At 46.2% G+C, this 26,275-nt stretch carries 25 protein-coding genes and 1 riboswitch; of the genes, 21 read left to right on the plus strand and 4 right to left on the minus strand.

All coding sequences use genetic code 11. The features are described from left to right. The first annotated feature begins 64 nt into the window (after nucleotides 1-64). The 3 genes from ACFQ1X_RS03245 to ACFQ1X_RS03255 are packed head-to-tail and all read left to right on the plus strand — an operon-like array spanning nucleotide 65 to nucleotide 2,045. Entirely contained in the window at nucleotides 65-499 is a 435-nt protein-coding gene (locus ACFQ1X_RS03245) for a type IV pilus modification PilV family protein (RefSeq protein ID WP_144838893.1), read from the plus strand. Then, complete coding sequence (locus ACFQ1X_RS03250) at nucleotides 496-915, plus strand: prepilin-type N-terminal cleavage/methylation domain-containing protein (RefSeq protein ID WP_144838895.1); 420 nt, start codon at nucleotides 496-498, stop codon at nucleotides 913-915. Before ACFQ1X_RS03245 ends, ACFQ1X_RS03250 begins: the two co-directional genes overlap by 4 nt. An 11-nt stretch (nucleotides 916-926) precedes the next feature. After that, complete coding sequence (locus ACFQ1X_RS03255) at nucleotides 927-2,045, plus strand: hypothetical protein (RefSeq protein WP_144838897.1); 1,119 nt, start codon at nucleotides 927-929, stop codon at nucleotides 2,043-2,045. Nucleotides 2,046-2,157: 112 nt separating this feature from the next. On the opposite strand, the gene rnhC is transcribed toward ACFQ1X_RS03255, so the two are convergent. Next, nucleotides 2,158-3,084 (minus strand): ribonuclease HIII, encoded by a 927-nt coding sequence (gene rnhC, locus ACFQ1X_RS03260; protein WP_144838899.1) that lies wholly within the window; start codon nucleotides 3,082-3,084, stop codon nucleotides 2,158-2,160. 132 nt (nucleotides 3,085-3,216) lie between these two features. Between rnhC and zapA the strand changes: the two genes are divergently transcribed. Together zapA and ACFQ1X_RS03270 are read left to right on the plus strand one after the other, a co-directional pair. Next, entirely contained in the window at nucleotides 3,217-3,477 is a 261-nt protein-coding gene (gene zapA, locus ACFQ1X_RS03265; protein WP_144838901.1) for a cell division protein ZapA, read from the plus strand. A gap of 5 nt (nucleotides 3,478-3,482) precedes the next feature. After that, nucleotides 3,483-4,019, plus strand: coding sequence for a CvpA family protein (locus ACFQ1X_RS03270; RefSeq protein WP_144838903.1), 537 nt, complete (start codon nucleotides 3,483-3,485; stop codon nucleotides 4,017-4,019). 144 nt (nucleotides 4,020-4,163) lie between these two features. Here ACFQ1X_RS03270 and ACFQ1X_RS03275 read toward each other — a convergent pair whose 3' ends face one another. Further along, entirely contained in the window at nucleotides 4,164-4,286 is a 123-nt protein-coding gene (locus tag ACFQ1X_RS03275; RefSeq protein ID WP_379081333.1) for a hypothetical protein, read from the minus strand. A gap of 266 nt (nucleotides 4,287-4,552) precedes the next feature. Here ACFQ1X_RS03275 and polX point away from each other — a divergent pair, with 266 nt between their 5' ends. The 8 genes from polX to ACFQ1X_RS03315 all read left to right on the plus strand — a co-directional run bounded on the left by polX (nucleotide 4,553) and on the right by ACFQ1X_RS03315 (nucleotide 14,316). Further along, complete coding sequence (polX, locus tag ACFQ1X_RS03280) at nucleotides 4,553-6,256, plus strand: DNA polymerase/3'-5' exonuclease PolX (protein ID WP_144838905.1); 1,704 nt, start codon at nucleotides 4,553-4,555, stop codon at nucleotides 6,254-6,256. A gap of 12 nt (nucleotides 6,257-6,268) precedes the next feature. After that, nucleotides 6,269-8,632, plus strand: a complete 2,364-nt coding sequence (locus tag ACFQ1X_RS03285) for an endonuclease MutS2 (protein ID WP_144838907.1) — start codon at nucleotides 6,269-6,271, stop codon at nucleotides 8,630-8,632. Between the two features lie 21 nt (nucleotides 8,633-8,653). Continuing rightward, the gene (locus tag ACFQ1X_RS03290) at nucleotides 8,654-9,067 is read left to right on the plus strand and encodes a DUF350 domain-containing protein (protein WP_144838908.1); all 414 of its coding nucleotides are present in this window, start codon (nucleotides 8,654-8,656) and stop codon (nucleotides 9,065-9,067) included. A gap of 237 nt (nucleotides 9,068-9,304) precedes the next feature. Next, nucleotides 9,305-10,996, plus strand: coding sequence for a long-chain-fatty-acid--CoA ligase (locus ACFQ1X_RS03295; RefSeq protein ID WP_144838910.1), 1,692 nt, complete (start codon nucleotides 9,305-9,307; stop codon nucleotides 10,994-10,996). An 88-nt stretch (nucleotides 10,997-11,084) separates the two neighbouring features. Beyond that, on the plus strand, nucleotides 11,085-11,669 hold the full coding sequence (locus ACFQ1X_RS03300; protein WP_144838912.1) for a TetR/AcrR family transcriptional regulator: 585 nt from the start codon (nucleotides 11,085-11,087) through the stop codon (nucleotides 11,667-11,669). A gap of 16 nt (nucleotides 11,670-11,685) precedes the next feature. Next, nucleotides 11,686-12,459: an enoyl-CoA hydratase gene (locus ACFQ1X_RS03305; RefSeq protein ID WP_144838914.1), complete on the plus strand. Its 774-nt coding sequence runs from the start codon at nucleotides 11,686-11,688 to the stop codon at nucleotides 12,457-12,459. Nucleotides 12,460-12,479: 20 nt separating this feature from the next. Continuing rightward, nucleotides 12,480-13,253 carry an electron transfer flavoprotein subunit beta/FixA family protein gene (locus ACFQ1X_RS03310; protein WP_144838916.1) on the plus strand — a complete coding sequence of 258 codons (774 nt, stop codon included), beginning with the start codon at nucleotides 12,480-12,482 and terminating at the stop codon, nucleotides 13,251-13,253. Between the two features lie 94 nt (nucleotides 13,254-13,347). Beyond that, nucleotides 13,348-14,316, plus strand: coding sequence for an electron transfer flavoprotein subunit alpha/FixB family protein (locus ACFQ1X_RS03315; protein WP_144838918.1), 969 nt, complete (start codon nucleotides 13,348-13,350; stop codon nucleotides 14,314-14,316). A gap of 60 nt (nucleotides 14,317-14,376) precedes the next feature. On the opposite strand, the gene ACFQ1X_RS03320 is transcribed toward ACFQ1X_RS03315, so the two are convergent. Beyond that, nucleotides 14,377-15,633 carry a Y-family DNA polymerase gene (locus ACFQ1X_RS03320; RefSeq protein ID WP_144838920.1) on the minus strand — a complete coding sequence of 419 codons (1,257 nt, stop codon included), beginning with the start codon at nucleotides 15,631-15,633 and terminating at the stop codon, nucleotides 14,377-14,379. 670 nt (nucleotides 15,634-16,303) lie between these two features. Between ACFQ1X_RS03320 and trxA the strand changes: the two genes are divergently transcribed. From trxA to ACFQ1X_RS03340, 4 genes are all read left to right on the plus strand, one after another. Continuing rightward, nucleotides 16,304-16,618 carry a thioredoxin gene (gene trxA / locus ACFQ1X_RS03325; RefSeq protein WP_144838922.1) on the plus strand — a complete coding sequence of 105 codons (315 nt, stop codon included), beginning with the start codon at nucleotides 16,304-16,306 and terminating at the stop codon, nucleotides 16,616-16,618. A gap of 47 nt (nucleotides 16,619-16,665) precedes the next feature. After that, the gene (gene uvrC / locus ACFQ1X_RS03330; RefSeq protein ID WP_144838924.1) at nucleotides 16,666-18,459 is read left to right on the plus strand and encodes an excinuclease ABC subunit UvrC; all 1,794 of its coding nucleotides are present in this window, start codon (nucleotides 16,666-16,668) and stop codon (nucleotides 18,457-18,459) included. A gap of 41 nt (nucleotides 18,460-18,500) precedes the next feature. Next, nucleotides 18,501-18,674, plus strand: a riboswitch (Lysine riboswitch). A gap of 225 nt (nucleotides 18,675-18,899) precedes the next feature. Next, a complete protein-coding gene (locus ACFQ1X_RS03335; RefSeq protein WP_144838926.1) occupies nucleotides 18,900-20,111 on the plus strand; it encodes an aspartate kinase in 1,212 nt (403 codons plus the stop codon). A 232-nt stretch (nucleotides 20,112-20,343) separates the two neighbouring features. Next, complete coding sequence (locus ACFQ1X_RS03340) at nucleotides 20,344-21,270, plus strand: nuclease-related domain-containing protein (RefSeq protein ID WP_144838928.1); 927 nt, start codon at nucleotides 20,344-20,346, stop codon at nucleotides 21,268-21,270. Between the two features lie 264 nt (nucleotides 21,271-21,534). Here ACFQ1X_RS03340 and ACFQ1X_RS03345 read toward each other — a convergent pair whose 3' ends face one another. Continuing rightward, nucleotides 21,535-21,936, minus strand: coding sequence for a YslB family protein (locus tag ACFQ1X_RS03345; protein WP_144838930.1), 402 nt, complete (start codon nucleotides 21,934-21,936; stop codon nucleotides 21,535-21,537). Between the two features lie 203 nt (nucleotides 21,937-22,139). On the opposite strand from ACFQ1X_RS03345, the gene ACFQ1X_RS03350 reads away from it, so the two are divergent. The 4 genes from ACFQ1X_RS03350 (at nucleotide 22,140) to ACFQ1X_RS03365 (ending at nucleotide 26,265) form a co-directional block, all read left to right on the plus strand. Continuing rightward, nucleotides 22,140-22,748, plus strand: coding sequence for a succinate dehydrogenase cytochrome b558 subunit (locus ACFQ1X_RS03350; RefSeq protein ID WP_144838932.1), 609 nt, complete (start codon nucleotides 22,140-22,142; stop codon nucleotides 22,746-22,748). A 45-nt stretch (nucleotides 22,749-22,793) separates the two neighbouring features. Continuing rightward, nucleotides 22,794-24,542: a succinate dehydrogenase flavoprotein subunit gene (sdhA, locus tag ACFQ1X_RS03355; RefSeq protein WP_144838934.1), complete on the plus strand. Its 1,749-nt coding sequence runs from the start codon at nucleotides 22,794-22,796 to the stop codon at nucleotides 24,540-24,542. 33 nt (nucleotides 24,543-24,575) lie between these two features. After that, nucleotides 24,576-25,343 (plus strand): succinate dehydrogenase iron-sulfur subunit, encoded by a 768-nt coding sequence (gene sdhB / locus ACFQ1X_RS03360; protein ID WP_144838936.1) that lies wholly within the window; start codon nucleotides 24,576-24,578, stop codon nucleotides 25,341-25,343. A gap of 454 nt (nucleotides 25,344-25,797) precedes the next feature. Beyond that, on the plus strand, nucleotides 25,798-26,265 hold the full coding sequence (locus ACFQ1X_RS03365; protein WP_379081345.1) for an acyl-CoA thioesterase: 468 nt from the start codon (nucleotides 25,798-25,800) through the stop codon (nucleotides 26,263-26,265). The last annotated feature ends 10 nt before the right edge of the window (nucleotides 26,266-26,275 follow it).

The raw sequence follows: 26,275 nt of genomic DNA on the forward strand, positions 1-26,275 counted from the left end.
AAGTGTGGTCTGTATTGAATTTTTACAATACATACTTCTTAAAATGGAAGAACAGGTGGTCCAATTGAAAAAATATCTGAAAAATAATAGTGGCCTAACATTAGTCGAAATTTTGGCGGCACTGGTTTTGCTAAGCATTGTACTAGTCGCTTTCATGACTTTCTTTACCCAATCGGCGAAATTTACTGCACATAATCATGAGACATTGACGGCGGTGCAAGTGGCTGAGGATGTGGTGGGGCAATTAAGAGAAGGTGAAGATTCAATTCTCTCAGTGGGCAAAATTTGTTCTGCCGAAGATATTGAAAATAGAGCCTTTGTTTTTTCAAGCTGCGAGAATATAGATGACTACAATGACGATTACAACATACTTTTATTTGAGATGGATGGACCTACAGAAGGATTAAAAAAAGTTAAAGTAATTGTTAAATCACTTGATGGCAGAGGGATAAATGAACCTGAATTCGAAACTGAAATGTATTATGAGGTAGGAGCATGAAAAACGAAAGAGGAATAACTCTTGTTGAACTTATAGCAGCATTGGCTATTATTGGAATTATTACTGTGGTAATCGCTTCGGTACTAATGACCGGAACTTCTTCCGCGGATCGAACCTCTTCAAAACAGCAAATGCAGCAGGAAGCAAATTATATAGTAGAAGTGATTAGAGCGGAATATTTAAAGAAAGAAAATAATGAAATAAAAATTAAAGTAAATAATGCAGAAGAGAAATTAATAATTAACAACAAAGTGATTTCTCAAGGATATAAATATACGATTGAAGAGCCCGAGGAATCTGATGAAGAAAATACTTTTTCTATCGACCCCAATGAAAACGTGAAATTTGAAATGGTTTTAATAGATGGAGTAAATAAGCCTTTTCCAATAAATACAACATTCAGCAAATTACGATAGGAGGAAGTGAAATGAAATTCATGAGAAATGAAAATGGCTATGCCCTTTTAATGGTTATTATGCTTGTACTTCTATTCACTACTCTGGGTATGGGTTTGCTCGCTATGAATATTAACGCTTCGAAACAGTTTAATAAAAAGGAAGATCAGGTGCAGGCGAGACATCAGGCTGAAATGGGTGTACTGCACTATAACGTCATATTAAAAGACAAAGTAGAAAGTTCTTCCAATTCAGCTATAAGCTGCAGTGATATAGATGAATTGCTTGGTAATGATAAAAAACTTGCTGTCGGCAAATATACTATTGAACCTCTTAATCTAAATGACTCAACGTGTAAAGTGATTGAAAGTGGAAAAAAACTACAAATCACAATAAAAAGCAAGGGAAGAATAAACGGTGATACGGAAAAAGAAGTGGAAGCCACTTTTTATGTGGACAATCTTGGCGAATACAGCGAAGAGGAACAAGAGAACGAAGATGAGGTGAGACCTCCGTTAAATGAACCTGCAAATGCAGAAATGAAATATTCACACTATGTTGATAAGCATTCAAATGATAACGATTCAACTATTAATACTAGTTTAATTATTGATACAACACTTTCAACAGGTAATGGAAGTAGTACTGATTTTAAAGTTAAAAAACATTTATATATCAAAGGCACAAATAGCAAAAGTTTAGATTTAAATAATCATACATGTATAGGAGTTGGTGGAAACTTTACAGCATTAAATAATATTGATTGGGGAGGTCAGAGTTCAATTGAGCTTGTAGTTCAAAAAGACGCTTATTTTCCATCAAACATAATAAATTGGAAGGGAAATAAAACACAAGTTTATATTTTCGGAAACTTATTTTTGCCTAAAAATTATACGTATAAAACTCATAATAATAAAAATGCAACTCTAGGAGATATGGATGTATACATTGGAGGGAAAGTTTACCAACATGCAAACGGGAGTGTATATAAAGAAATTACTACGCATCCCTTTTACTTAATGAATTCAGAACTTGCTTCAAAGGCAAATAATTTAGGTTGTGCTGTTCCTAGAATAATAGAAAAAAAAGAGAGCATACCAAAGTGGATTTTACAGGATGACAAAAATATAGATTATCAACCAGCTGATTGATTTACAGTGACTAAGCGAAACAATGAATAAATACAGTACCATAAAACCAGTAAAGAGAAATTTTCATTACTGGTTTTATGGTACACACTTTTATGTGATTACTTTAATGTTGTTATCTTTTTATGACTAAATCCCTAGCCTTCCCCGTATTAGCAAAATGCCTCTTCGTCAATTTCCCCAAATACGCCTCACCACGCCTCAATATAATCTTCGCCGCCACCTCATCAACAATCTTACCGGCACCTTTCGGAAGAGTCACACCGGCCTCCGCACTCATCAGATCCATCTCTTCCAGAAAAGCGACGCGTGCAATAATTGAAGCGCAGGCCACCGAAACGTGGAGACCTTCCGCTTTCGTTGAGAACAACACATTCTCTCGCACAATTTCTTCTTCATTTTTAATATGCTTATAATAAATGCCGCGTTCAGCAAACTGATCAATCAGAATAGCGTCCGGTTTCACCGGTTCCATTTTAGTCAGCACATGTTTCAATGCCTGGTTATGCAGAAGGGCTTTGATTTTCCCCTGGGACCAGCCCTGCGCCTGGACCTTATTGTATTTTTCATTTTTTAAAGTCAGGACGCTGTGGACAAAAGCCTCGCGGAGATCCGGAGCAATTTTGCGCATATGGTCGTCGTTCAGCAATTTGGAATCTTTGACGCCGAGTTCGTGGGCAAGTTCGATTTTATCAGCAGGCACGAAACAGGCTGCCACAGTTATGGGACCAAAAAAATCGCCGGTGCCGGTTTCATCTGATCCGAGCACGGAAAGTTTGGCGAAATTTTCTGGCAAGGTGTCACCTTTAGCGCCGGAAACTTTCACTGCGGAGGCATCTGCCTTGCCCCATCTACCGGCTTCCCGTTCAGCGCCTGCGCCCTGGAACATGACTTTTCCGGAATTGTAAACCGTCACCACCGTATCCGGAAGTTTCGCGGTGAAACGGACATATTGTGCTTTGGCAGGCGTTTTTTTATTGCCGTAATGGCTGATGATCTGGAGGAGACTTTCCTCTGGAAGTTTTAATACGACGTTCGACATGGAAAGCTCTCCTTTCTAATGATTCACAAGCAGCTTGTGTTCATGGTATGATTATGTACAGTATTAAATATTAGTTGAAAATACTATTTGATTTAAATTATGCCTCTGCATAATTGATAGGGGGATGGAACATTGTCGGATCAGCAAAGAATTCGCACCTCAGTTGAGATCTATGGCCATACTTACAAGATGGTGGGCACTGAAACTTCTGGCCACATGCGTTTAGTGGCATCTACAGTGGATGAGAAGATGCGTGAGATTCATTCGATGAATCCATCTCTCGACAGTTCGCGCCTCGCAGTCCTGACTGCTGTAAATGCGGTACATGATAATCTTAAACTGAAAGAGCGTGTAGAACAATTGGAAACTGAAATGAAAAAACTGAAGGGCTGAAGTAGATGTTAGATATAATTTTATTTCTGTTGCTAATAGCCGGCATTTTTGTCGGCGCCAAACGGGGACTTATAGTCCAATTAATACATATGGTAGGGTTCGTTATTGCGCTCGTCGTGGCATACCTCTATTATAAACCATTATCCGAATACTTCGTTCTATGGATTCCATACCCTGCGGTGACTGATGAGTCCAGGTTCACAATGGCCATCGAGCAATTGGACCTTGATCAGACTTTCTATCAATTATTCGCGTTTGCACTGATTTTCTTTGTCGTGAAATTTGGATTGCAGCTTATTGCATCCATGTTCGACTTCCTGAAATATTTGCCGGTGCTCGGATTCCTCAGCAAAATCCTTGGAGCAATCCTTGGTTTTATCGAAATGTTAATTTTATTGTTCTTCTTCATTTACGTTTTCGCGCTGCTGCCTTTGGACATCATCCAAAACCAGCTTGAAAACTCAGGAATTGCGCAGTCTATCCTGGAAAACACGCCTTATTTCTCTGAGAAAGTGAAAGAATGGTGGTATATTTATATGTAAGCACTGACTTCTCTCTTTGCGGGAGAAGTTTTTTTTGGAGTTTTGGGGTATTGCTTTAATAAAAGAAGAATGTGAATTTTATAACAGATATTCCGCAAAACAGTTGCGCTTTCCAGCGGGCTCCCGCCCAATCCTCCTCGTCCGCTACGCTCCCTGCGGTGTATCGGTCGTGTCGCTAAGCCGCAGGAAAGGTTTGGCCGTACAGCATTCGGCCGAACCTTTGCGACGAAGTGCAAAGCGCTGCAGGAGCAGTAGGGTTTTATTCACTGTTTTGCTCCATATCTAGGGAAACTTTTTTTGAAATAAGAGTAGCCAAAGATTTTAAACTAGATGGATCACCTTTCACCTGGTTCCAACAGAATTTGAATGTAGCGGAAGGTGGCGACTCCTGCGGGAATAGAGTGAGACTGAGACCCCGCAAGAGCGAAGCGATGAGGAGGCTCAGGCCACTCCCGCGGAAAGCGTCCGCCTATAGCGCAATGATTATAGAACTCGATATTTTTTATTTACTTTCACTTACAGGAGGTCTCTCGATGAATAAAAAAATCATCATCAGAACACTTGAAAAAATAGCATTGTATATGGAGTTAAAAGGGGAAAACCCGTTCAAGGTATCCGCTTTCCGCAAAGCGGCACAGGCACTTGAGCTCGATCCGCGTTCACTGGCCGAAATGGATGATGTCACGAAACTGAAAGGCATCGGCAAAGGGACAGGCGACGTCATCACCGAGCTGATGGACAGCGGCAAGTCTTCGGTTCTCGAGGAATTGCAGGCAGAAGTGCCAAAAGGGCTCGTTCCGCTCATGAAGTTGCAGGGGCTTGGCGGCAAAAAAATCGCCAAACTGTATAAAGAACTCGGCATCGATTCGGCTGAAGCATTGAAACAGGCGTGCATCGACCATACTATCCAGAAATTGCCAGGCTTCGGACCGAAATCAGAAGATAAAATTCTGCAGGAATTGATGGAGTTCGACTCGAGACCCGGCCGTCACCCGATCTGGAAAACAGAAGAAGCAGTGGCGACGATCAATGAGGTACTGGAAAACATCAAAGAGGTCAGTGAATATTCCGTGGCCGGCAGTTACCGCCGCACAAAGGATACGAGCAAAGACCTTGATTTTATTGTTGCAACTGCAGAACCTGCTAAAGTGAAGGATCTGTTGCTTGCCGCGCTTCCGGTGGAAGGGACAATCGCTTCAGGTACTACAAAAGTATCCGTCACAGTTGAATTCCAGGATCCGATCGACATTGATTTCCGATTGGTGGCACCGGAAGAGTTTGTTACCGCACTGCACCATTTCACTGGTTCAAAAGACCATAATGTGAAGATGCGCCAACTCGCGAAATCTCAAAATAAGAAAATCAGCGAGTATGGTGTCGAGCAGGAAGATGGCACCATCCGGACGTTCAAATCCGAAGAAGAATTCTTCCAGCATTTCGGATTGCCTTTCATTCCGCCTTCTGTACGTGAAGACGGACGGGAGACGGACCGCATTGAAGAATTGCCGGAGCTGGTAACTATCGAAGATATTAAAGGCGATCTGCATATGCATACCACTTCATCTGACGGCGCCAATTCATTGAAGGAAATGATTGATGCCTGCCGCAGTAAATCTTACGAATACATGGTCATCACCGACCATTCGCAATACCTCAAAGTGGCGAATGGATTGACGCCCGAGCGTTTATTGGCACAGAATAAAGAAATCCGGGAACTCAATAAAGAATACAAGGATATCGAAATATTTTCCGGCACCGAGATGGATATCCTGCCGGACGCTTCACTCGATTTCGATGATGACATATTGAAGCAATTGGATTTTGTCATTGCCAGCATCCATTCCAGTTTCCAGCAGCCGCAGGAGCAGATCATGGAACGGATGTTGACTGCAATGAAAAATCCGTATGTCCATATGATTGCCCATCCGACCGGCCGCATTGTCGGCCAGCGCGGCGGCTATGATCCCGATGTCGAACAGCTTCTCGACTGGGCAAAAGAATACGGTAAAATTGTCGAACTCAATGCCAGCCCGTACCGCCTTGATCTTGCTGTTGAATTTCTTGAAATGGCGCAGGAAAAAGAGGTGCCGGTGGCAATCAACACCGATGCACACGCCATTGAACAATTGGAAGTGATGGCAATCGGGGTGCGCCACGGCCAAAAAGCGTGGCTCAAGAAAGAGAATGTGGTCAATACATGGCCACTCGAAAAATTGAAAGCATATTTGAAAAAATAGGAGGTGTCGCGAATGATCGCGGAACGCGCATTAAAGACACTCGAATTTTACAAAATCCGGGATGACGTGGCGCGGTACTGCACCTCGTCACTCGGCAAAAACCATATAGACAAACTCGTACCTTCCATAGATATCGCGGAAGTCGAAGAACTGCTTGCGGAAATGGATGAAGCGGCACAAGTGCTGCGTGTCAAAAACAATGTGCCGATGGGCGGCATCTTTGATGTCCGCATGCATGCTAGGCGTGCGCAAATCGGCGGTGCGCTGAGTCCGGTGGAGTTGATGGAAGTGTCATCGACCATCCGCGCCAGCCGCATACTGCGCCAATTTTTTGAAACGATCCGTGAAGAAGAGGACATTCAAATCCCTTTATTCTTCGAGAAAAAAGAATCGATGCCGATTCTGACGCAGCTTGAGCACGATATCAACGCCTGCATCGATGATAATGGCGGCGTATTGGATTCTGCGAGTTCGGCGTTGCGCAGCATCCGCCAGCAATTGCGGTCACAGGAAAGCCGGGTGCGTGAAAAGCTTGAGAGCCTGGTGCGCGGCAAGAATGCATCGAAAATGCTGTCGGATGCCATTGTCACGATCCGCAACGACCGTTTCGTGATTCCCGTCAAACAGGAATACCGCAGCCATTACGGCGGCATCATCCACGACCAGTCATCTTCAGGCCAGACGCTTTTCATTGAACCGGATGCAGTTGTTCAGGCTAATAACGAAGTGCGCCGCCTGAAAATGAAGGAAAAAGAAGAAATCGACCGTATTCTTCAGATGCTGTCTGCACAGGTGCAGGAAGTGGCCCATGACATTTTCGTGATGGTTGAAGTGCTCGGGGAAATCGATATGATTTTTGCCAAAGCGAAATACGGCTCGGCCAATAAATGCTCAAAACCTGCAATGAATACGGAAGGCTATATCAATCTGAAAAAAGCGCGCCATCCATTGATTCCAAAAGATGAAGTTGTGGCGAATGACATTGAATTCGGACGCGACATCACGGCAATCGTCATTACCGGACCGAATACCGGGGGCAAGACCGTCACATTGAAAACAGTCGGCCTCTGCACGTTGATGGCGCAGGCAGGCCTTCCGGTTCCGGCTCTCGATGGCTCGGAACTTGCGGTTTTCGATCAGATTTTCGCTGACATCGGAGACGAACAGTCAATTGAACAAAGCCTCAGTACCTTTTCTTCCCATATGGTCAACATCGTCGACATCCTGACGAAGTTTGATGAAAACTCACTTGTCATCTTTGATGAGCTGGGGGCGGGGACTGATCCGCAGGAAGGCGCGGCGCTGGCGATTTCATTGCTGGACGAAGTGCACGGCAGAGGGGCGCGCGTCATTGCGACCACCCATTATCCGGAACTGAAAGCATACGGCTATAACCGGCCGGGTGTAGCCAACGCCAGCGTGGAATTTAATGTGGAAACATTGAGTCCGACGTATCGGCTGCTGATCGGAGTGCCGGGGCGGAGCAACGCCTTCGAAATTTCGAAGCGTCTTGGTTTGCCGGAACATATCATCACGCATGCCCAAAGCTTTACCGGCACAGACAGCCGCCAGGTCGATTCCATGATTGCGTCACTCGAGAAGAGCCGCCGCGATTCGGAGCAGGACGCCGAACGTTCAAGTGAAGTGCTGAAGGAATCCGAAAAATTAAAAGAAGATTTGGCTTTGCAATTAAAGCAATACGAACAGAAAAAAGAGCAGATGGAAGAAAAAGCCCGTGAAAAAGCACGCAAAATTGTTGAAGGGGCACGCGCAGAAGCGGAAGCTGTTATTTCTGACCTGCGCAAGATGCAGCTTAACCAGCAAGGCTCCATCAAAGAGCATCAATTGATTGATGCGAAAAAACGGCTCGAAGGAGCGGCACCTGAAAACCGCATCCTGAAACGAGCGGCCAAAGACAAGCAGCGCGAAGTGAAGTTAAAACCCAACGACGAAGTGAAAGTGATTTCATTTGGCCAAAAAGGAACGCTTGTCGAAAAAGTTTCCGACAAGGAATGGATCGTGCAGATCGGCATCCTGAAGATGAAGCTTCCGGAATCGGATCTATCCTACACGAAACCGGAAAAAGATAAAGAAACGCGTACGATGGCAACCCTCAAAGACCGCGACAGCTATGTGAAACTGGAACTTGACCTGAGAGGCGAACGTTATGAAGAAGCGTTGTCACGTGTTGAAAAGTATATCGATGATGCGTTATTATCGAATTACCATCAAGTTTCCATTATCCATGGAAAAGGGACAGGCGCTCTTCGCCAGGGTGTCCAGCAATATTTGAAAAAACATCCGCGTGTCAAAAGCTATCGCTTCGGCGAAGCCGGAGAAGGCGGTTCCGGTGTTACTGTAGCAGAGTTGAAGTAGAGGTATAGGGGAGATTGAGCAATGTCAGAGACTGGGTTTTGGACACATCCACTTGTGGAAACAGCAGGTTATTTCAGTGTGACAGTTTTATGCCTGGTAGTGGCTATGGTGATTTTCGAAGTCATCACCAAGTATAAGAACTGGGAAGAAATAAAAAAAGGAAACCTGTCCGTAGCGATGGCTACGGGCGGAAAGATTTTTGGTGTGACCAATATTTTCCGGTATTCGATCGAACAGCATAACTCGCTGCCGGAGATGATCGGCTGGGGTGTATTCGGTTTCGGTTTGCTGATATTCGCTTACATCCTATTCGAATTCCTGACACCAAAATTCAAAGTGGATGAAGAAATCGAAAAGGATAATCGTTCAGTCGGTTTTATTTCATTGACCATTTCTGTTGGGTTGTCGTTTGTAATTGGTGCAAGTATTTCATAGGAGTTGTGAAATTTGGAGAATCTCATCAAAATCCTTTTCGTTTGCTGCATCTTATTTGTGGTAGTGGGGATCGTCTATCTGTTCATTATGTAATTGGGAGAACCGCCGGCGAAGTTGCCGGCGGTTTTTTTCATTTTAATTGAATAAAAAAATAAAGTTTGTAAGCGCTGACAATTTTCTCTATACTTAAAATAGGAATATTCACACGATTCTCAAAATACAAAGGAGGAAAAAAGAATGACAGAAAAACCATGGCTCGCACATTACCCACCCGAAATTCCACAGACTTTGGAATACGAGAGCAAACCCGTACAGGATTACCTCACACATACGTTCGAGACTTATCCGGAAAAAACAGCCATTCACTTCATGGGCAAAGATATCACCTACAAGGAATTGTATGAGTCGTCCATGAAATTTGCGAGCTATCTGCAAGGGCTCGGCATTAAAAAAGGCGACCGCGTGGCAATCATGCTGCCGAACTCACCGCAGGCTGTTATCGGATTTTATGGTATTCTTTATGCTGGCGGAGTTGTCGTAATGACGAACCCTCTGTATACAGAACGTGAAATTTCTTACCAGATGAAAAATTCAGGTGCAAAAGCCATCCTGGTGATGGACATCCTGTATCCGAGAGTTACGAAAGTGATGAAAGAGACAGAACTTGAGAATATTATCGTTACGGGCATTAAGGAATATCTTCCTTTCCCGAAAAACATGGTTTATCCTTTCATTCAGAAAAAGCAATACGGCATCACTGTAAAAGTGGAGCATCGTGGAAGCAATCACCTGTTTTCAGAAATCATGAAAACCGGCTCTACAGAAGTCCAATTGCCGGAGTTTGATTTTGAAAAAGATCTGGCGCTTCTCCAATATACAGGAGGCACCACGGGTTCACCAAAAGGCGTTATGCTTACCCATAAAAACCTCATTTCAAATGCTACAATGTGTGACAGCTGGCTGTATAAGACGAAACACGGTGAAGAAACTGTTCTTGGTATCATCCCGTTATTCCATGTTTATGGTTTGACGACTGTGCTTATCCTGTCAGTGATGCAAGGCAATAAGATGGTGCTGCTGCCTAAATTCGATCCGGAAACGGCGTTGAAGACGATCAATAAGCAGAAACCGACATTATTCCCTGGTGCACCGACACTCTATATCGGTTTGATGAACCATCCGGATATTTCCAAATACGATCTTTCATCAATCAAAGCATGCCTTAGCGGTTCAGCTCCGCTGCCGGCAGAGGTTCAGGAGAAATTCGAGAGGATCACTGGCGGACGTTTGGTCGAAGGTTATGGCCTGACTGAAACTTCACCCGTCACGCATTCCAATCTCGTATGGGGCGAAAGAGTCAAAGGTTCGATCGGCCTGCCGTATCCGGACACGGATTGCAAAGTGTTCCAGCCGGGAACAAACGAAGAAGTTCCACATGGCGAAATCGGTGAAATCGGCATCAAAGGGCCACAGGTCATGCAAGGATACTGGAATAACCCTGAAGCTACAGCGGCGACGTTTGCCGATGGCTGGTTGATGACAGGGGATCTCGGTTACGTGGATGAAGATGGCCACTTCTTTATCGTTGACCGTAAGAAAGATATGATCATCGCTGGTGGATTCAACATATATCCACGTGAAATCGAAGAGATCCTGTATGAAAATGAAGCGATTCAGGAATGTGTCGTTGCTGGTATACCTGATCCGTATCGCGGAGAAACAGTTAAAGCTTATATCGTATTAAAAGAGGGAATGTCCATCACAGAGCAGGAACTCGATGCATTTTGCAGAGAGCATCTGGCGGCATTCAAAGTTCCTCGCATTTATGAATTCCGTACAGAGCTTCCTAAAACGGCAGTCGGCAAAATTCTTCGCCGCTCGCTCATTGAGGAAGAGAAAACGAAACTGAACGAAGCTGTACCTTCATAAAGCTTGACACTATAGGGAGTTAACTATAATATGAAAATATGAATGAATCGCCATTCATATTTTCATATTTTTTTTGGGTGGTGAGGAATTGGTTAAAAAAGATAAACCGAAATATAAACAAATCATCGATGCGGCGGTTATTGTCATCGCTGAAAACGGCTACCATCAAGCCCAGGTTTCCAAAATCGCTAAACAAGCAGGGGTTGCGGATGGTACAATTTATTTGTACTTCAAAAACAAAGAAGACATTCTCATTTCTGTCTTCCAGGAAAAAATGGCTGTTTTCGTCAATAATCTGGAACAGATCCTTTCAAAAGACCATTCTGCTGCAGAAAAACTGAAGCATATGATCGAAAGCCATTTCAACCTGCTGGCCGGAGATATCCATTTGGCTATCGTCACCCAGCTCGAACTCAGGCAGTCCAATACCGATATCCGGCTGAAGATCAATAATGTTCTGCGGGAATATCTTTTGTTGCTTGATCAAATTTTGATTAGCGGCATGGAAACAAACGAGTTTGATCAGGATATGGATATTCGGCTGGCGAGGCAGATGGTCTTCGGGACGATGGATGAGACCATTACAACATGGGTCATGAATGAACAAAAATATGATTTGGTTGAATTGGCTCCAAAAGTCCATCACTTATTGATGAAAGGCATACGTGCCTGAGAGAGGGGTTAAGAAGATGGAATTTATCAGTTATCGTGTAGAAGACGGAGTTGCGGTCGCAACAATCAACCGTCCGCCGGCAAACGCTTTGTCGCGCTCGTTAATCATGGAAGTGAACGAATTGCTGGATGAGGTTGTAAACAATGATTCGGTCCGCGCAATTGTATTGCATGGTGAAGGCAGATTCTTTTCCGCTGGAGCCGACATCAAGGAATTCACGAAAGTCAGTTCCGGTGAAGAATTTTCAGAATTAGCAGCTGCAGGCCAGAAAGTTTTTGAACGGGTGGAAACTTTCCATAAACCGGTTATCGCTGCAATCCACGGCGCAGCGCTTGGTGGCGGACTTGAGCTTGCTATGAGCTGCCAAATGCGTTTTGTTTCAGAAAATGCTAAGCTTGGATTGCCGGAACTTCAGCTTGGCCTTATTCCTGGCTTTGCGGGGACACAAAGACTGCCGAGATATGTCGGTGTTGCGAAAGCAGCCGAAATGCTGCTGACTTCCGATCCGATCAGCGGAACGGAAGCTGCTCAACTTGGCTTGGCGAACAGAGCTTATCCGGAAGAAGAACTTCTTTCGCAAACGCTTACAATTGCCAAGAAGATTGCCAAAAAGAGCCCGGTTTCCGTTCGGACCACGATTGATATGCTCCAGTATGCCAAGCATGCCGGCTATCATGAAGGCGTGAAGGCGGAAGCGGATTCATTCGGTACAGTATTTGTGTCCGAAGATGCAAAAGAAGGAATCCAGGCGTTTCTGGAAAAACGCGAAGCACATTTTAAAGGGAAATAATACTTGGGAGGTCTACGTTAATGAACATTTATGTATTAGTTAAACGTACATTCGACACAGAAGAGAAATTAGTTATTTCAGGCGGCAAGATCCAGGAAGACGGCGCAGAATTCATCATCAATCCATATGATGAATATGCGATTGAAGAAGCGATCAAAGTCCGCGATGAGCACGGCGGGGAAGTTACCGTCATCACGATGGGCGCAGAAGACGCTGAGAAACAGCTTCGTACAGCACTTGCTATGGGTGCCGACAAAGCGGTTCTTATCAATACTGAAGACGATGTGGAAGAAATGGACCAGTTCACTTCAGCTTACATTTTGGCTGAATATCTGAAAGATAAAGAAGCAGACCTTATCCTGGCGGGTAACGTGGCAATCGATGGCGGTTCAGGACAAGTCGGACCACGCGTTGCCGACCTGTTGGACATCAACTATGTAACGACAATCACCAGCCTGAAAATCGAAGGCGAAAAAGTGACGATCGTCCGCGATATCGAAGGGGACGCTGAAGAGCTTGAAACGTCATTGCCGCTTCTTGTAACTGCGCAGCAAGGTTTGAACGAACCGCGCTATCCATCACTTCCAGGAATCATGAAAGCGAAGAAAAAGCCGCTTGAAGAGCTTGAACTCGACGATCTTGATATCGACGAAGAAGATGTGGAAGCGAAAACTGAAACAATTGAAATCTACTTGCCGCCTGCTAAAGCTGCAGGGCGTGTATTGCAAGGTGACATTTCTGACCAGGTAACTGAACTTGTCGGATTGTTGAAAAATGAAGCAAAAGTGATTTAAACGTTAAATGGGGAAGGGCATAAATGCCGGCCATCCCATTTTGGATAAATGAATTGATTCGAGTTTTTACATCTACTTAGGAGGTAAACGGACTATGTCGAAAAAAGTATTAGTATTAGGCGAAACGCGCGAAGGTTCATTGCGTAACGTTTCATTTGAAGCAATTGCCGCAGCTAAAAAAATCTCGGGCGGCGGTGAAGTTGTAAGTGTTTTGATCGGTGATTCAGTAGGGGAATTCGGAGCTGAATTGGTGAATTACGGCGCTGACCGTGTCATCACAGTCGAACACCCTCACTTGAAATCGTATACTTCTGATGGCTACAGCCAGGCTATGATGGCAGTCATCGACCAGGAACAGCCTGGAGCGTTGGTATTCGGCCACACGGCTGTCGGGAAAGACCTTTCACCAAAAATCGCTTCCAAATTGCAAACCGGTTTGATTTCTGACGTTACAGATATCGAAGGCGAAGGCGATGACGCAGTATACATCCGCCCGATCTTCTCCGGTAAAGCGTTTGAGAAAGTAAAAAATAAGGGCGGAGTAGACTTCATCACAGTCCGTCCGAACAACATCGCACCACTTGAAAGAGAAGAACGCTCTGGGGATGTCAGCGCATTGTCAGTAGACATCACGAATTTGCGCACCATCATCCAGAATGTTGTCCGCAAATCTGCTGAAGGTGTCGATCTTTCAGAAGCAAAAGTCATCGTGGCTGGCGGACGCGGCGTGAAGAGTGAATCAGGCTTTGAGCCGTTGCAGGAACTTGCTGACCTTCTTGGCGGCGCAGTTGGCGCATCACGCGGAGCATGCGACGCGGAGTATTGCGATTATTCCCTTCAGATCGGCCAGACTGGTAAAGTCGTAACACCTGATCTTTATATCGCAGCGGGTATTTCCGGCGCGATTCAGCATTTGGCTGGTATGTCCAACTCGAAAGTGATTGTTGCGATCAACAAAGATCCGGAAGCGAACATTTTCAAAGTTGCAGACTACGGTATTGTCGGAGACTTGTTTGAAGTTATCCCGATGTTGACTGAAGAGTTTAAGAAAGTAATGGCGTAAAAAAAATAAACGGCCCCGACACAAGCAGCGCTTGTATCAGGGGCCGTTTTTATTTTGGATTTATTTCTGATGTCCGCCGATCAGCCGGGTTCTGGCGATGGCGGTGCCTGCTTCGGTGCCGGAGACGGCGCGGTAGATGGCGGAATAGCCATATTTATTGCGGATCTGGTCCATCGCCGCGCCTAGCCGGCGTTTCTCCCATTTCTGTACTTCAAAGAGACTCAATTGCATCGACGATTCCTCTTCCAGGCTGCCGATTGAAATCGAGATTTGGCGGACGGGCTTGTTGTGGAAATGGTCGTTGAAAATCACCTGGCACACTTTGTAGATCTGCAAGGTTTCATTGGTCGCTTCCTCCAATGACCGGGAGCGCGAAAAGCCGCCGCCGAATGCTGTTTTACTGTATCCGACGCTGAGGTGGATGGTGCGGCCCGCTCTTCTGGCCTGCCGGATCCGCATCGCGATGTCTTCGCACATTTCCAGAATGATCGTCATGATTTCGTCCGTTTCTATGTAATCTCGGTAAAGAATCTGCCCTTTGCCGTAGCTGACCTGGCCGGCGACTATGGGAGAGCCGAGTTCCGACAGATCGATGCCGTTCGCATGCTGGTACAGCTGATGGCCGAGGATGCCGAAGCGCTCTTCCAGCGTTTTGACGTCGGTGCAGGCGAGATCGCCAACGGAAAAAATGCCCATGCTGTTGAACGTCTGTTCCGTGCGGGAACCGATTCCCCACATTTTGCTGAGCGGAGCTATGGGCCATAATTTTTTCGGCACATCGTCATAGGTCCATTTGGCGAAGCCGAGCTGTTTGGCATCCAGATCCAGCGCCAATTTTGCCAACAGCATATTGGGGCCGACGCCGACAGCGGAAGGCAGGCCGAACTGCCGGAGCAGCGCATCCTGGATATGAGTGATGAGCGTTTCTTTGTCACCCCATAACAAGCCGACATTCGTGAAATCGATAAAGCTTTCATCGACGCTGTAGACATGGACCGCATCTTTGGGGACAAATTCGGCGATGAGTTCGGTGATCGCCATGGAAACGCGCAGAAAAAATTCCATTTTCGGTTCCAGCAGCCGGATCCGCGGATCATCAGGAATTTCAAACAGCCGGGTGCCGGTCTTAACGCCAAAGTCTTTTTTCATCTGAGGTGAAGCCGCAAGGACGACGCTGCCTTTCCGCTCCTGATTGCCGACAACGGCGATATGGGCTGTCAACGGGTCGAGCCCTTCCCGGATGGCTGCGCAACTGGCGTAAAAGCCGCGCATATCAAGGCAGACAATGGTCCGTTCAGGCAATTCCTTCATCCTCATATCATCGCCTCCTACAGTAAGAACATTTGTTCTTATTCTATACCTCCAAATCAGGGCGAACAATCCTCTTTTCCGAAATAAACCAATTGCCATCAAATATTGGCGTGAATGATCGATTTTCATTATGTGTATATTTATATATGAATTGAACTAATAATTTTGAGCAATCGATATTCCACAAAACAGCTTGCTTGCCTGGGGGCTCGCGCTGAACTAACTCGGGCTCACCGCCCGAGTGGATTTCAGCACTTCGCTTGGTCCCCTGGGCGTCTTCGCTGTTTTGCTCCATATCTAAGCCATTCTCTTAGCACCGGCGCGGCTCAGGAGCAGGCGAATGCCGACCGGAGCAATAAGACGAGTGATCTTCTCGGCTTATTGCGGGAGGCAAGGTGTGCCAAACGAAGATGGCACCTCCTTTGCGACGAGCTTGCGCAGGAGCATAATCTTGGCACTGTCCATAGCGCCAAAGCGTTATATCTAAACTCATACTTTATTTCAAATAATATAGAGGTGGGAGCAGGTATAAATTGAGAGAGGTGAAAGCATATGAAATTGTTCCGTTTACCTGCCATTGGAGAGGGTAGAGTAGGAATAGGCAAAAAAATAGCTAGTGAAAAATACGCATGCTATAATCGGTTTAGAGTTTGGTAAAACTAAGGAGGAATTATTCATGGCAATCGTACACGGAACAGATCAAAACTTTTCACAGGAAGTATCAGAAGGATTAGTACTAGTTGATTTTTGGGCAACTTGGTGTGGTCCATGTAAGATGATAGCTCCTGTATTGGAAGAGTTGGATGCTGAAATGAGCGATAAAGTAAAAATCGTAAAAGTGGACGTTGATGAAAACCAGGAAACTGCTGGACAATACGGCATCATGTCAATTCCGACGCTTCTTCTATTGAAAGATGGAGAAACAGTAGATAAAGTTGTAGGATTCAGACCAAAAGAAGCATTGGCTGATTTGGTTAACCAACACGCATAATTCTTAACCGGGTCCTGGGTGGCCCGGTTTTTTAATAGGGTGAGAATATGGCAAATGAAATGATTCAACATAAATTGGCTGTCCTTCCAGACCAGCCTGGCTGTTATCTGATGAAGGACCGGCAGGAAACAATTATCTACGTGGGCAAGGCGAAAGTGCTGAAAAATCGCGTGCGCTCTTATTTTACGGGCAGCCACGATGCGAAAACCCAGCGCCTCGTCAATGAAATCGAGGATTTTGAATACATTGTCACGTCTTCCGACAAGGAAGCGCTGATTCTGGAATTGAATCTCATCAAGAAATACGACCCGAAATACAATATCATGCTGAAGGATGATAAATCCTATCCTTATTTAAAAATTACGGGGGAACGGCATCCAAAGCTGATCATTACGCGGCAGGTGAAAAAGGATAAAGGGAAATATTTCGGCCCTTATCCGAATGCCTATTCGGCGAGCGAAACAAAGAAACTGCTCGACCGGCTGTATCCGCTGCGCAAATGCCATCAAATGCCCGACCGCGCCTGCCTTTATTATCATATGGGGCAATGTCTGGCGCCGTGCATCAAACCGGTGGAAAAAGAGACCTATACCGAAATGATCGACTCGATTTCGCGTTTCCTGAACGGTGGGTTCCGTGAAGTCAAACAGGACCTCGTCGAGAAAATGTCCGAAGCGGCGGAAAATCTGGAATTTGAACGCGCCAAGGAATACCGCGACCAGATCAGCCACATCGAAAACGTCATGGAAAAACAGAAGATGGCGATGAACGATTTCACCAACCGCGATGTTTTTGGCTATGCCGTCGACAAAGGCTGGATGTGTGTGCAGGTCTTTTTTGTGCGCCAGGGCAAACTGATCGAACGCGACGTTTCACTGTTTCCGCTTTACCGCGATCCGCAGGAAGAGTTCATGACCTATCTCGGCCAGTTTTATGAAAAATCGAATCATGTGAAACCGAATGAGATCCTATTGCCGGAGGGCGAAGATGCGGAACTCGTCAAGGACTGGCTTGGTGTCCGGACGCTTGTCCCTCAGCGCGGCAAGAAGAAAGACCTTGTGCTGCTGGCGAAGAAAAATGCTGAAATCTCGATAACAGAGAAGTTTCAGCTGCTGGAGCGCCAGGAAGTGCGGACAATCGGTGCCTGCCAGGAACTTGGCGATGCCATGAACATCCAGACCCCGCTGCGCATAGAGGCTTTCGATAATTCACATATCCAGGGAGCGGATGCCGTGTCAGCGATGATTACGTTCATCGACGGCAAACCTTCCAAAAAAGATTACCGGAAATATAAAACGCGCACCGGCTCGAAACCGGATGATTACGCGGCTATGCGGGAAGTTATCCGCCGCCGCTACTCGCGTGTGCTGAAAGACGGATTGCCGCTGCCGGATCTCATTGTCATTGACGGCGGCAAAGGGCAGATATCATCGGCGCGTGAGGTTCTGGAAGATGAACTCGGCTTGTCGGTTCCGATTGCCGGCCTTGCGAAAGATGCCAAGCACCAGACTTCGCAATTATTATACGGCGATCCGGTCGAAGTGGTGCCGCTCAAACGGACCAGCGAAGCATTCTACCTGATGCAGCGCATCCAGGATGAAGTCCACCGATTCGTCATCACGTTCCACCGCCAATTGCGCGGCAAGAACTCGATAGTTTCTGCGCTTGATGGGCTGGAAGGAGTAGGGCCGAAACGCCGGCAGCAACTGCTCAAGCATTTCGGTTCCGTCAAACGAATCAAAGAAGCTGACGCTGTCCAGTTGATGGAAGCCGGCATGCCCGAAAAGCTGGCGGAATCGATCCAGCAGCATTTTTCAGGCGAAACATTGTCATCCGAGTAAGTTCGTGTTATCGTAATAGCATATTTAGATCACTTTTAAAAAGTGGTGATAGAGGCGCGACCGTCAAAAGTAGCCATCCGGAGATTTGCAGAATCTGTGAAGGATGGGAAAAGGGACGCTCGCCGAAGTGTGTGAAGGCTGCAGCCGAACACGCTGGTTCTGCATTTAAGAGATGCAGGGCTGTCAGAGTCAATCTCTGGAGGGCTATCTCACATGGACGTTTTATTTCGTACATGATGAAAGAGGTAGTTTGCCGGTTAGACGGCAGGCTGCCTTTTTTTGTGTCTAGTTCCGGCGTCCAGCCCCTCGGGATCTTAAGTCAGTCTACCTATGTGGCAAAAAGCGCCACTTCGGTATCCTGCCTTAAGCCTGTCGGGGCTGAACGGACGCCTGCACTTTTCGCAATGGGAGCCACATACTGATGTGGGAGTGGATAAAAGATGGAAACAGTAGTTATGAAATTTGGCGGAACGTCAGTGGCGACGCCAGAGAATATTATCGGCGTAGCGAAACGGGCAATAATGGAAAAAGAACAAGGGAAACGGGTCGTCATTGTGGTTTCCGCAATGGGCAAGACCACAGACACATTGCTCGGATTGGCCGCAGAAATTTCTGTCGAACCGCCGAAGCGGGAGATGGATATGCTGCTGGCGACAGGCGAACAGGTGACGATTTCACTCCTGGCGATGGCATTCAAACAGCTTGGCCACGAAGCGGTATCGTTCACTGGGTGGCAGGCAGGTATTGAAACGGAATCCGTTCCACGCAATGCACGGATCGAGCAGATCCATACCGAACGGCTGGAAGCGGTTCTGGAAAACGGATTTTTCGCAGTCGTCGCCGGATTCCAGGGCGTCGACAGCATCGGCAACATCACGACGCTCGGACGCGGCGGCTCCGACACGACAGCTGTGGCACTCGCTGCCGCTTTAAAAGCGGAGAAATGCGACATCTTTACGGATGTCGACGGCGTCTACACGTCCGACCCGCGCTATGTCAGCGGCGCACGCAAGCTGGAGCAGATTTCGTACGATGAAATGCTGGAACTCGCGAACCTTGGCGCCGGCGTACTGCATCCGCGCGCAGTGGAATTCGCGAAAAACAACAACGTCCCATTAACCGTCCGGGCAAGTTATTCCGACGAACCGGGAACTATCATACAAGAGGTGGTCACTGTGGAAAAAAATCTGATTGTCCGAGGCGTAGCATTCGAGCCGGGCATTGCGCGTGTAACCGTTACATACAATAAACCCTTCAACGGTTCATTGGCGAATATCTTTATGACCCTGGCGGAAAATCTGATCGATGTGGACATCATCGTCCAAAGCATCTCGGACGAATTCCAGCCTTCGGTGTCATTTTCAATAAAAGAGGACAGCCTGGAAGAAGTGCGCCGTGTGCTTGATGTCAATAAAGAAACGATCGGCTTCCAATCCACCGAATTTGAAGTCGGACTGGCGAAAGTCTCCATCGTCGGCTCCGGTATGGTATCGAACCCGGGTGTTGCAGCCCGCATGTTCGACATCCTGCGCCAATCGGAAATTCCGGTGAAAATGGTCAGTACTTCGGAAATCAAAATTTCTGTCGTGGTGCCAGGTGTGGATATGGAAAAATCAGCGAACACGCTGCACGCGGCTTATGGACTGGAGTGAGAAAGGGCTAGGCATTTTTGCGAAGCAGTACGCTTAGAGTGGCGGAAATAGCAAAGTAGCAAAGGCCAAAAGCGGATTATTATCGCCGGGCGATAATAATCCAATGTCTTGAGGAAATCTTCGCATCCGCGAAGATTTTTTCAATTCGTCATTTGAACCTGATTCATTAATGTTATAATTCAGATAATTAACTGGAGAGGCGGGGATTCGGATAGGGGAGGAACGATTGGCGATGGGTGAGTGTTTGCGGCTGCTGATGGAGCGGCTGCCGGCTGGACATTCACAACAAGTATACCTGCAAAAGGAATTGCATCGATATGAAGCAGGGGTGCGGGGCGAGCAACGGCTCCACGATAAAATGATTGAATTTCATTGGCATGAACCTTATGAACTTTTGTGGGATACCGGCTTGCGGCTGGATGACTGGAAAGTTCAAATCGACGGCCTGCTGGTGACTCCGCGCTGCCTGATCATCATCGACTCGAAGAACATCAGCGGGAAGATCCATTTTGACGGGTCAACACAAGAATGTTATCGATTCAACAATGAAGGCGAAAAATGGGTATTCGATGATCCACGGGTGCAGCTCGCCAAGCATGTACGCTTTCTTGAGCTGTGGCTGGATAAAAGGAAGATTCCGCATCCCCCAATTTTTGGAGTGGCAGTTTTTACGCCAAAGCATTGCGAATTTATTTCGAAGCCGGCGGGCCTGAATATCTGCAAGACGTATCAGGTGGTCGAAACGGTTTATAGAATTCTGGAATCACAGAAAACAACGGCTGACTCCCCTAAGCCGCACAGAATTCGAAGAGTCATCGAATCGAACAGCCATCCATATGAAAGGCCGCCGCTGTGCGACTATTACCGGATCGACCCGCGTGAGCTGAAGACGGGTGTGAAATGCGTCGAGTGCCGGGGAATTGCGGTGGAGAGGATAAACAAGGTTTGGCGATGTATAGTTTGCGGCCACCGGAATAAGGACGCGCATAAGCTGGTTCTACAAGAGTATTTTGAGTTGATAGGTTCGGAAATAGACACTAAGGAGTTCGGGAGATTTACCGGGGTAGAATCCAGATATACTATCTATAGGATGCTTTCTGGAGCAGGCTTGAAGATTAAAGGCGCGAAGAAGAATCGTAAGTATTTAAAAATAGAATGATTTTGTGTTTGATGCACCTTCATGTGAGGTGTATTTTTTTATTTAAAATATCCAAAAAATCTCATTCTGCACACAAAACGAATTTATCGCACACAAATCGGTTTAATCGCACACAAATTTAAATAATCGCACACAAATTTTATTTATCGCACATAAAAATGGATTACCGCACACAAACCAATTTTGCCACTCATCCCAACTGAAATACCCCACAAAAAACCGCCCCCACACCCACGGAGACGGCCGATCCTTGTCATATTCAGATTAAACTTGCTCGCGCAGGTCAGTTTTCAGCGTAATTCGGACCGATTTCTTCTTCGGCAGCACTTCTTCGTAAGCTTCCGTCAAGAATCCACCGAGTTTTTGCTTCTGCTGGGCCAAAAAGCCGGCCTCAAGTTTGAAACATCGATTTTCCATCTTAAAAGGACGCAAGATAAAAATTATTTCATCTTTTCCTGACTTTTCTGTCACTAAATCGCCAAATTCTGCCTGGAGGAAGAAGTCGGCTGCTTCATCGAGAGAGAAGAGCGGGAATTTGCGGGCGAGTGATTTGCCGGCCCAATAGAGGACGTCGCTCTCGTGTTTTCCCAATATGTCGGATAATACATGGTCACGAATAATTTCATAGCCAAAATGATTGTTTATTTCAGGTTCTTTTGCAGTCATTGTAAACCCACTTTCAATAAGGTGAAACCCGGTAGGGAATCTGCTGAATTAACGTACGTTGCCTTGACGCTCCTAATTGAGCGGAGTACAATAAATATGTCATATTATTGTATCATGATGTTCCATGCAGTCAATGGATGCTTTCGTAAAATATCGATTGCAGCATTCACTGCCTTATTAATGTTTTGAGGAGGCTAACAGTTTTGGATAATCGTGAATTTTTATTGCGCAGGTTGCACTCATTGCTGGGAATCGTTCCAATCGGTTTATTCCTTGTACAGCATTTGTTCATCAACCACTTCGCAACACAAGGTGTCGAGGCATTTAATACCGCATCCCACTTCATGGCGAACCTTCCGTTCGTAATTTTCCTGGAGATTTTCGTTATTTATCTGCCGATTATGTATCACGCTTTCTACGGTGTATACATAGCATTCACGTCACGCAACAACGTAGGGAAATACAGCTATATGCGCAATATTCTATTTAAGTTGCAGCGTTATACGGGCGTATTCCTTGTAGTATTCATCGCATGGCACGTGTTTGAAACCCGTTTCCAGGTGGCAATCGGCGCTGCAGAGGCTGATTTCAACATGATGGCCAACATTCTGGACAATCCGTGGATGTTTGCATTCTACGTTGTCGGTGTTCTAACAGCTACTTTCCACTTTGCGAACGGCCTATGGTCATTCCTTGTAACTTGGGGGATCACGCAGTCCGAAAAAGCTCAGCGATATACGACGTACTTCACACTTTTGGTGTTCCTGGTATTGTCAATTATTGGTATCCGTGCTTTATTCGCATTCGTTTAATACGAAATCGATTATTGGTGAATTAAAAGAGGAGTGAATACCAAAATGGCGAAAGGCAAACTTATTATTGTCGGTGGCGGGCTTGCCGGTTTGATGGCGGCTGTAAAAGGCGCTGAGGCTGGTGCGTCAATCGATTTATTTTCAATCGTTCCGGTTAAAAGATCCCACTCGGTTTGTGCACAGGGCGGAATCAACGGAGCGGTAAACACGAAAGGTGAAGGCGATTCACCTGATATCCATTTTGATGACACGGTTTACGGCGGGGATTTCCTTGCCAACCAGCGTCCTGTCAAAATGATGACAGATGCGGCGCCAGCGATTATCCGCCTGCTTGACCGCATGGGCGTTATGTTCAACCGTACGCCGGAAGGTCTTTTGGATTTCCGCCGTTTCGGTGGTACGATGCACCACAGAACGGCTTTTGCCGGCGCAACTACCGGCCAGCAATTGCTTTACGCACTTGATGAGCAGGTCCGTCGCCACGAAGTGAGCGGTCTTGTAACGAAATACGAAGGCTGGGAATTCCTAGGCCTGATTCTGGATGAAAACGGTGTCTCCCGCGGGATCACTGCTCAGAATATGACGACTATGGAAATCCAGGCGTTCCGCGGAGATGCTGTTATCATGGCTACCGGCGGACCAGGGATCATCTTCGGAAAATCGACAAACTCCGTAATCAACACAGGAGCTGCCGCTTCCATCGTCTATCAGCAAGGTGCATATTACGCAAACGGCGAATTTATCCAAATTCACCCGACTGCTATTCCGGGAGACGATAAGCTTCGTCTGATGTCGGAATCGGCTCGTGGAGAAGGTGGACGGATTTGGACTTATAAAGACGGAAAACCTTGGTATTTCCTTGAAGAAAAATATCCGGCTTACGGAAACCTTGTGCCGCGTGATATCGCAACACGCGAAATTTTTGACGTCTGCGTCAATCAAAAGCTCGGCATCAACGGCGAGAACATGGTTTACCTGGATCTTTCCCATAAAGACCCGAAAGAATTGGATATCAAACTTGGCGGCATCATCGAGATCTATGAGAAGTTCACAGGCGACGACCCGCGTAAAGTTCCGATGAAAATCTTCCCGGCAGTCCATTATTCAATGGGTGGGCTTTGGGTTGATGATCACCAATTCACCAGCATTCCTGGCGTTTTGGCTGCCGGTGAATGTGATTATTCGCAGCACGGTGCAAACCGTTTGGGCGCGAACTCACTTCTTTCAGCTATTTACGGCGGAATGGTGGCAGGACCTTTCGCTCTTGATTACATCAATGGCCTTGAAGTTCTGGCAGAAGATATGCCTTCAGACATCTTCGATAATGCAGTTGCTGAAGAGCAGCGCAAATGGGATGAAATCCTGGCACTTGATGGAACAGAGAACGCATATGTGCTGCACAAAGAGCTTGGCGAATGGATGACGGATAATGTAACAGTTGTTCGTTATAACGATCGTCTTCAGAAAACGGACGAGAAAATCCAGGAATTGCTTGAGCGTTTCAATAATATCAACATCACAGATACACAACTTTGGAGCAACCAAGGCGCTATGTTCACACGCCAGCTCAAAAATATGCTACATTTAGCAAGAGTAATCACAATTGGAGCGTTGAACCGCAATGAAAGCCGCGGAGCACACTACAAACCTGATTTCCCTGAACGTAACGATGAAGAATTCTTGAAAACGACTATGGCGAAATTCAATGGCTATGACGCACCGATCTTCCATTTCGAAGAAGTTGATACTGGATTGATTCCACCGCGCAAGCGTGATTATTCAGCCAAAGCATAAGGTAACGAGTTATAGAAGGGAGATAGAATTACTATGGGTGAAGCAGCAAAAACGGTAATTTTTGAAATCGAACGCCGCGATTCTACAGATGCAGAGACGTACTTCGAGAAATTCGAATTGCCATACCGCGCCAACATGAATGTCATTTCGGCATTGATGGAGATCCGACGCAACCCTGTCAATATCGAAGGGAAGAAAACAACACCTGTAAACTGGGACATGAACTGTCTTGAGGAAGTTTGTGGAGCATGTTCAATGGTCATCAACGGCAAAGCACGCCAGTCGTGTACTGCGTTGGTCGATCAATTGGAACAGCCGATCCGTTTACAGCCGATGAAAACATTCCCGGTTGTCCGCGACCTTGTCGTTGACCGCACCCGCATGTTCGATTCATTGAAAAAAGTCAAAGCTTGGGTTCCGATTGACGGAACACATGATCTTGGCGAAGGTCCACGTATGCCTGAACGTAAACGCCAATGGGCTTACGAATTATCAAAATGTATGACTTGCGGTGTTTGCCTTGAAGCATGCCCGAACGTCAACGATAAATCTGATTTCATTGGACCCGCAGCACTTTCTCAGGTTCGCCTGATGAACGCGCATCCGACTGGCGCCATGAACCGTGATGAGCGTTTGAACGCCATCATGGGCGAAGGCGGCCTTGCATCTTGCGGTAACTCACAAAACTGTGTTGAATCTTGCCCTAAAGGTATTCCTTTGACAACTTCAATCGCAGCATTGAACCGTGAAACTACTGTTCAAATGTTCCGCAACTTCTTCGGAAGCGACCATGCAGTTTAATTAATACAGCAAAACCTCCACTTTGGTGGGGGTTTTTTATGTCCATTTTAATATTTTGATTTAAATGAACTAGTAGATTATTGCCACTTCGGCGCTTTGGACTAAGCTCCCGCAATAAGCCGAGAAGAACACTCGTCTTATTGCTCCGCCCCGTCCCTTAGCCGCGCCGGCGCTGAGTGATTAAATTTAGTTTAGAGAGTCCCTAAGATATGGAGCAAAACAGCGCAGACGCCCAGGGGATCAAGCGAAGTGCTGAGATCCACTCGGGCGGTGAGCCCGAGTTAGCTCAGCGCGAGCCCCCAGGCAAGCAAAGCTGTTTTGCGGAATATCGGTTATTACAGATATAGCAAAAAATTATCAATACATTCTCTAAAAAATGAAATTATAAGCCTCCCACAACACTTTTTGTTATACTAATAAAATAGTAAGCGATATTTAACTGGAGGCATTCATTATGAAAGCAAATTACATTACAGATTTTGAACAGTGGAAAGAGGAGTTCGAATTTTCGGCAAGCGTGCAGGTTCGTTTTTCTGAAACGGATATGTTCGGGCATGTCAACAATACGGTGCCGATCACGTATTTTGAATTTGCGCGGATTGAATATATGAAAGAATTGGGCTTGATGCAACGCTGGCTGAAAGGGTCAGGAGATTTATTTCCGGTGATCGCTGATATGCAGGTCGATTACACCCAGCAGGTTTATTTTGATGAAATGCTCGATGTTTACGTCAAAATTGCTTCGGTCGGCAGATCATCGATCGATGTCCATTACTGGGTCGTCAACGCAAAAGGCGAAACTTGCTTTACCGGGCGCGGCGCCATGGTACAGATTTCCAAAGTGACCGGCAAAGGCCATCCATGGACAGAAGCAGAAAAAGAGCTTTTCGGCAGCCGCCGATTAATTTCATCTGAAAATTAAGTCAGTTCTT

The sequence above is a fragment of the Metaplanococcus flavidus genome, assembly GCF_042675885.1.
GTDB classification, from domain to species: Bacteria; Bacillota; Bacilli; order Bacillales_A; family Planococcaceae; genus Planococcus; species Planococcus flavidus.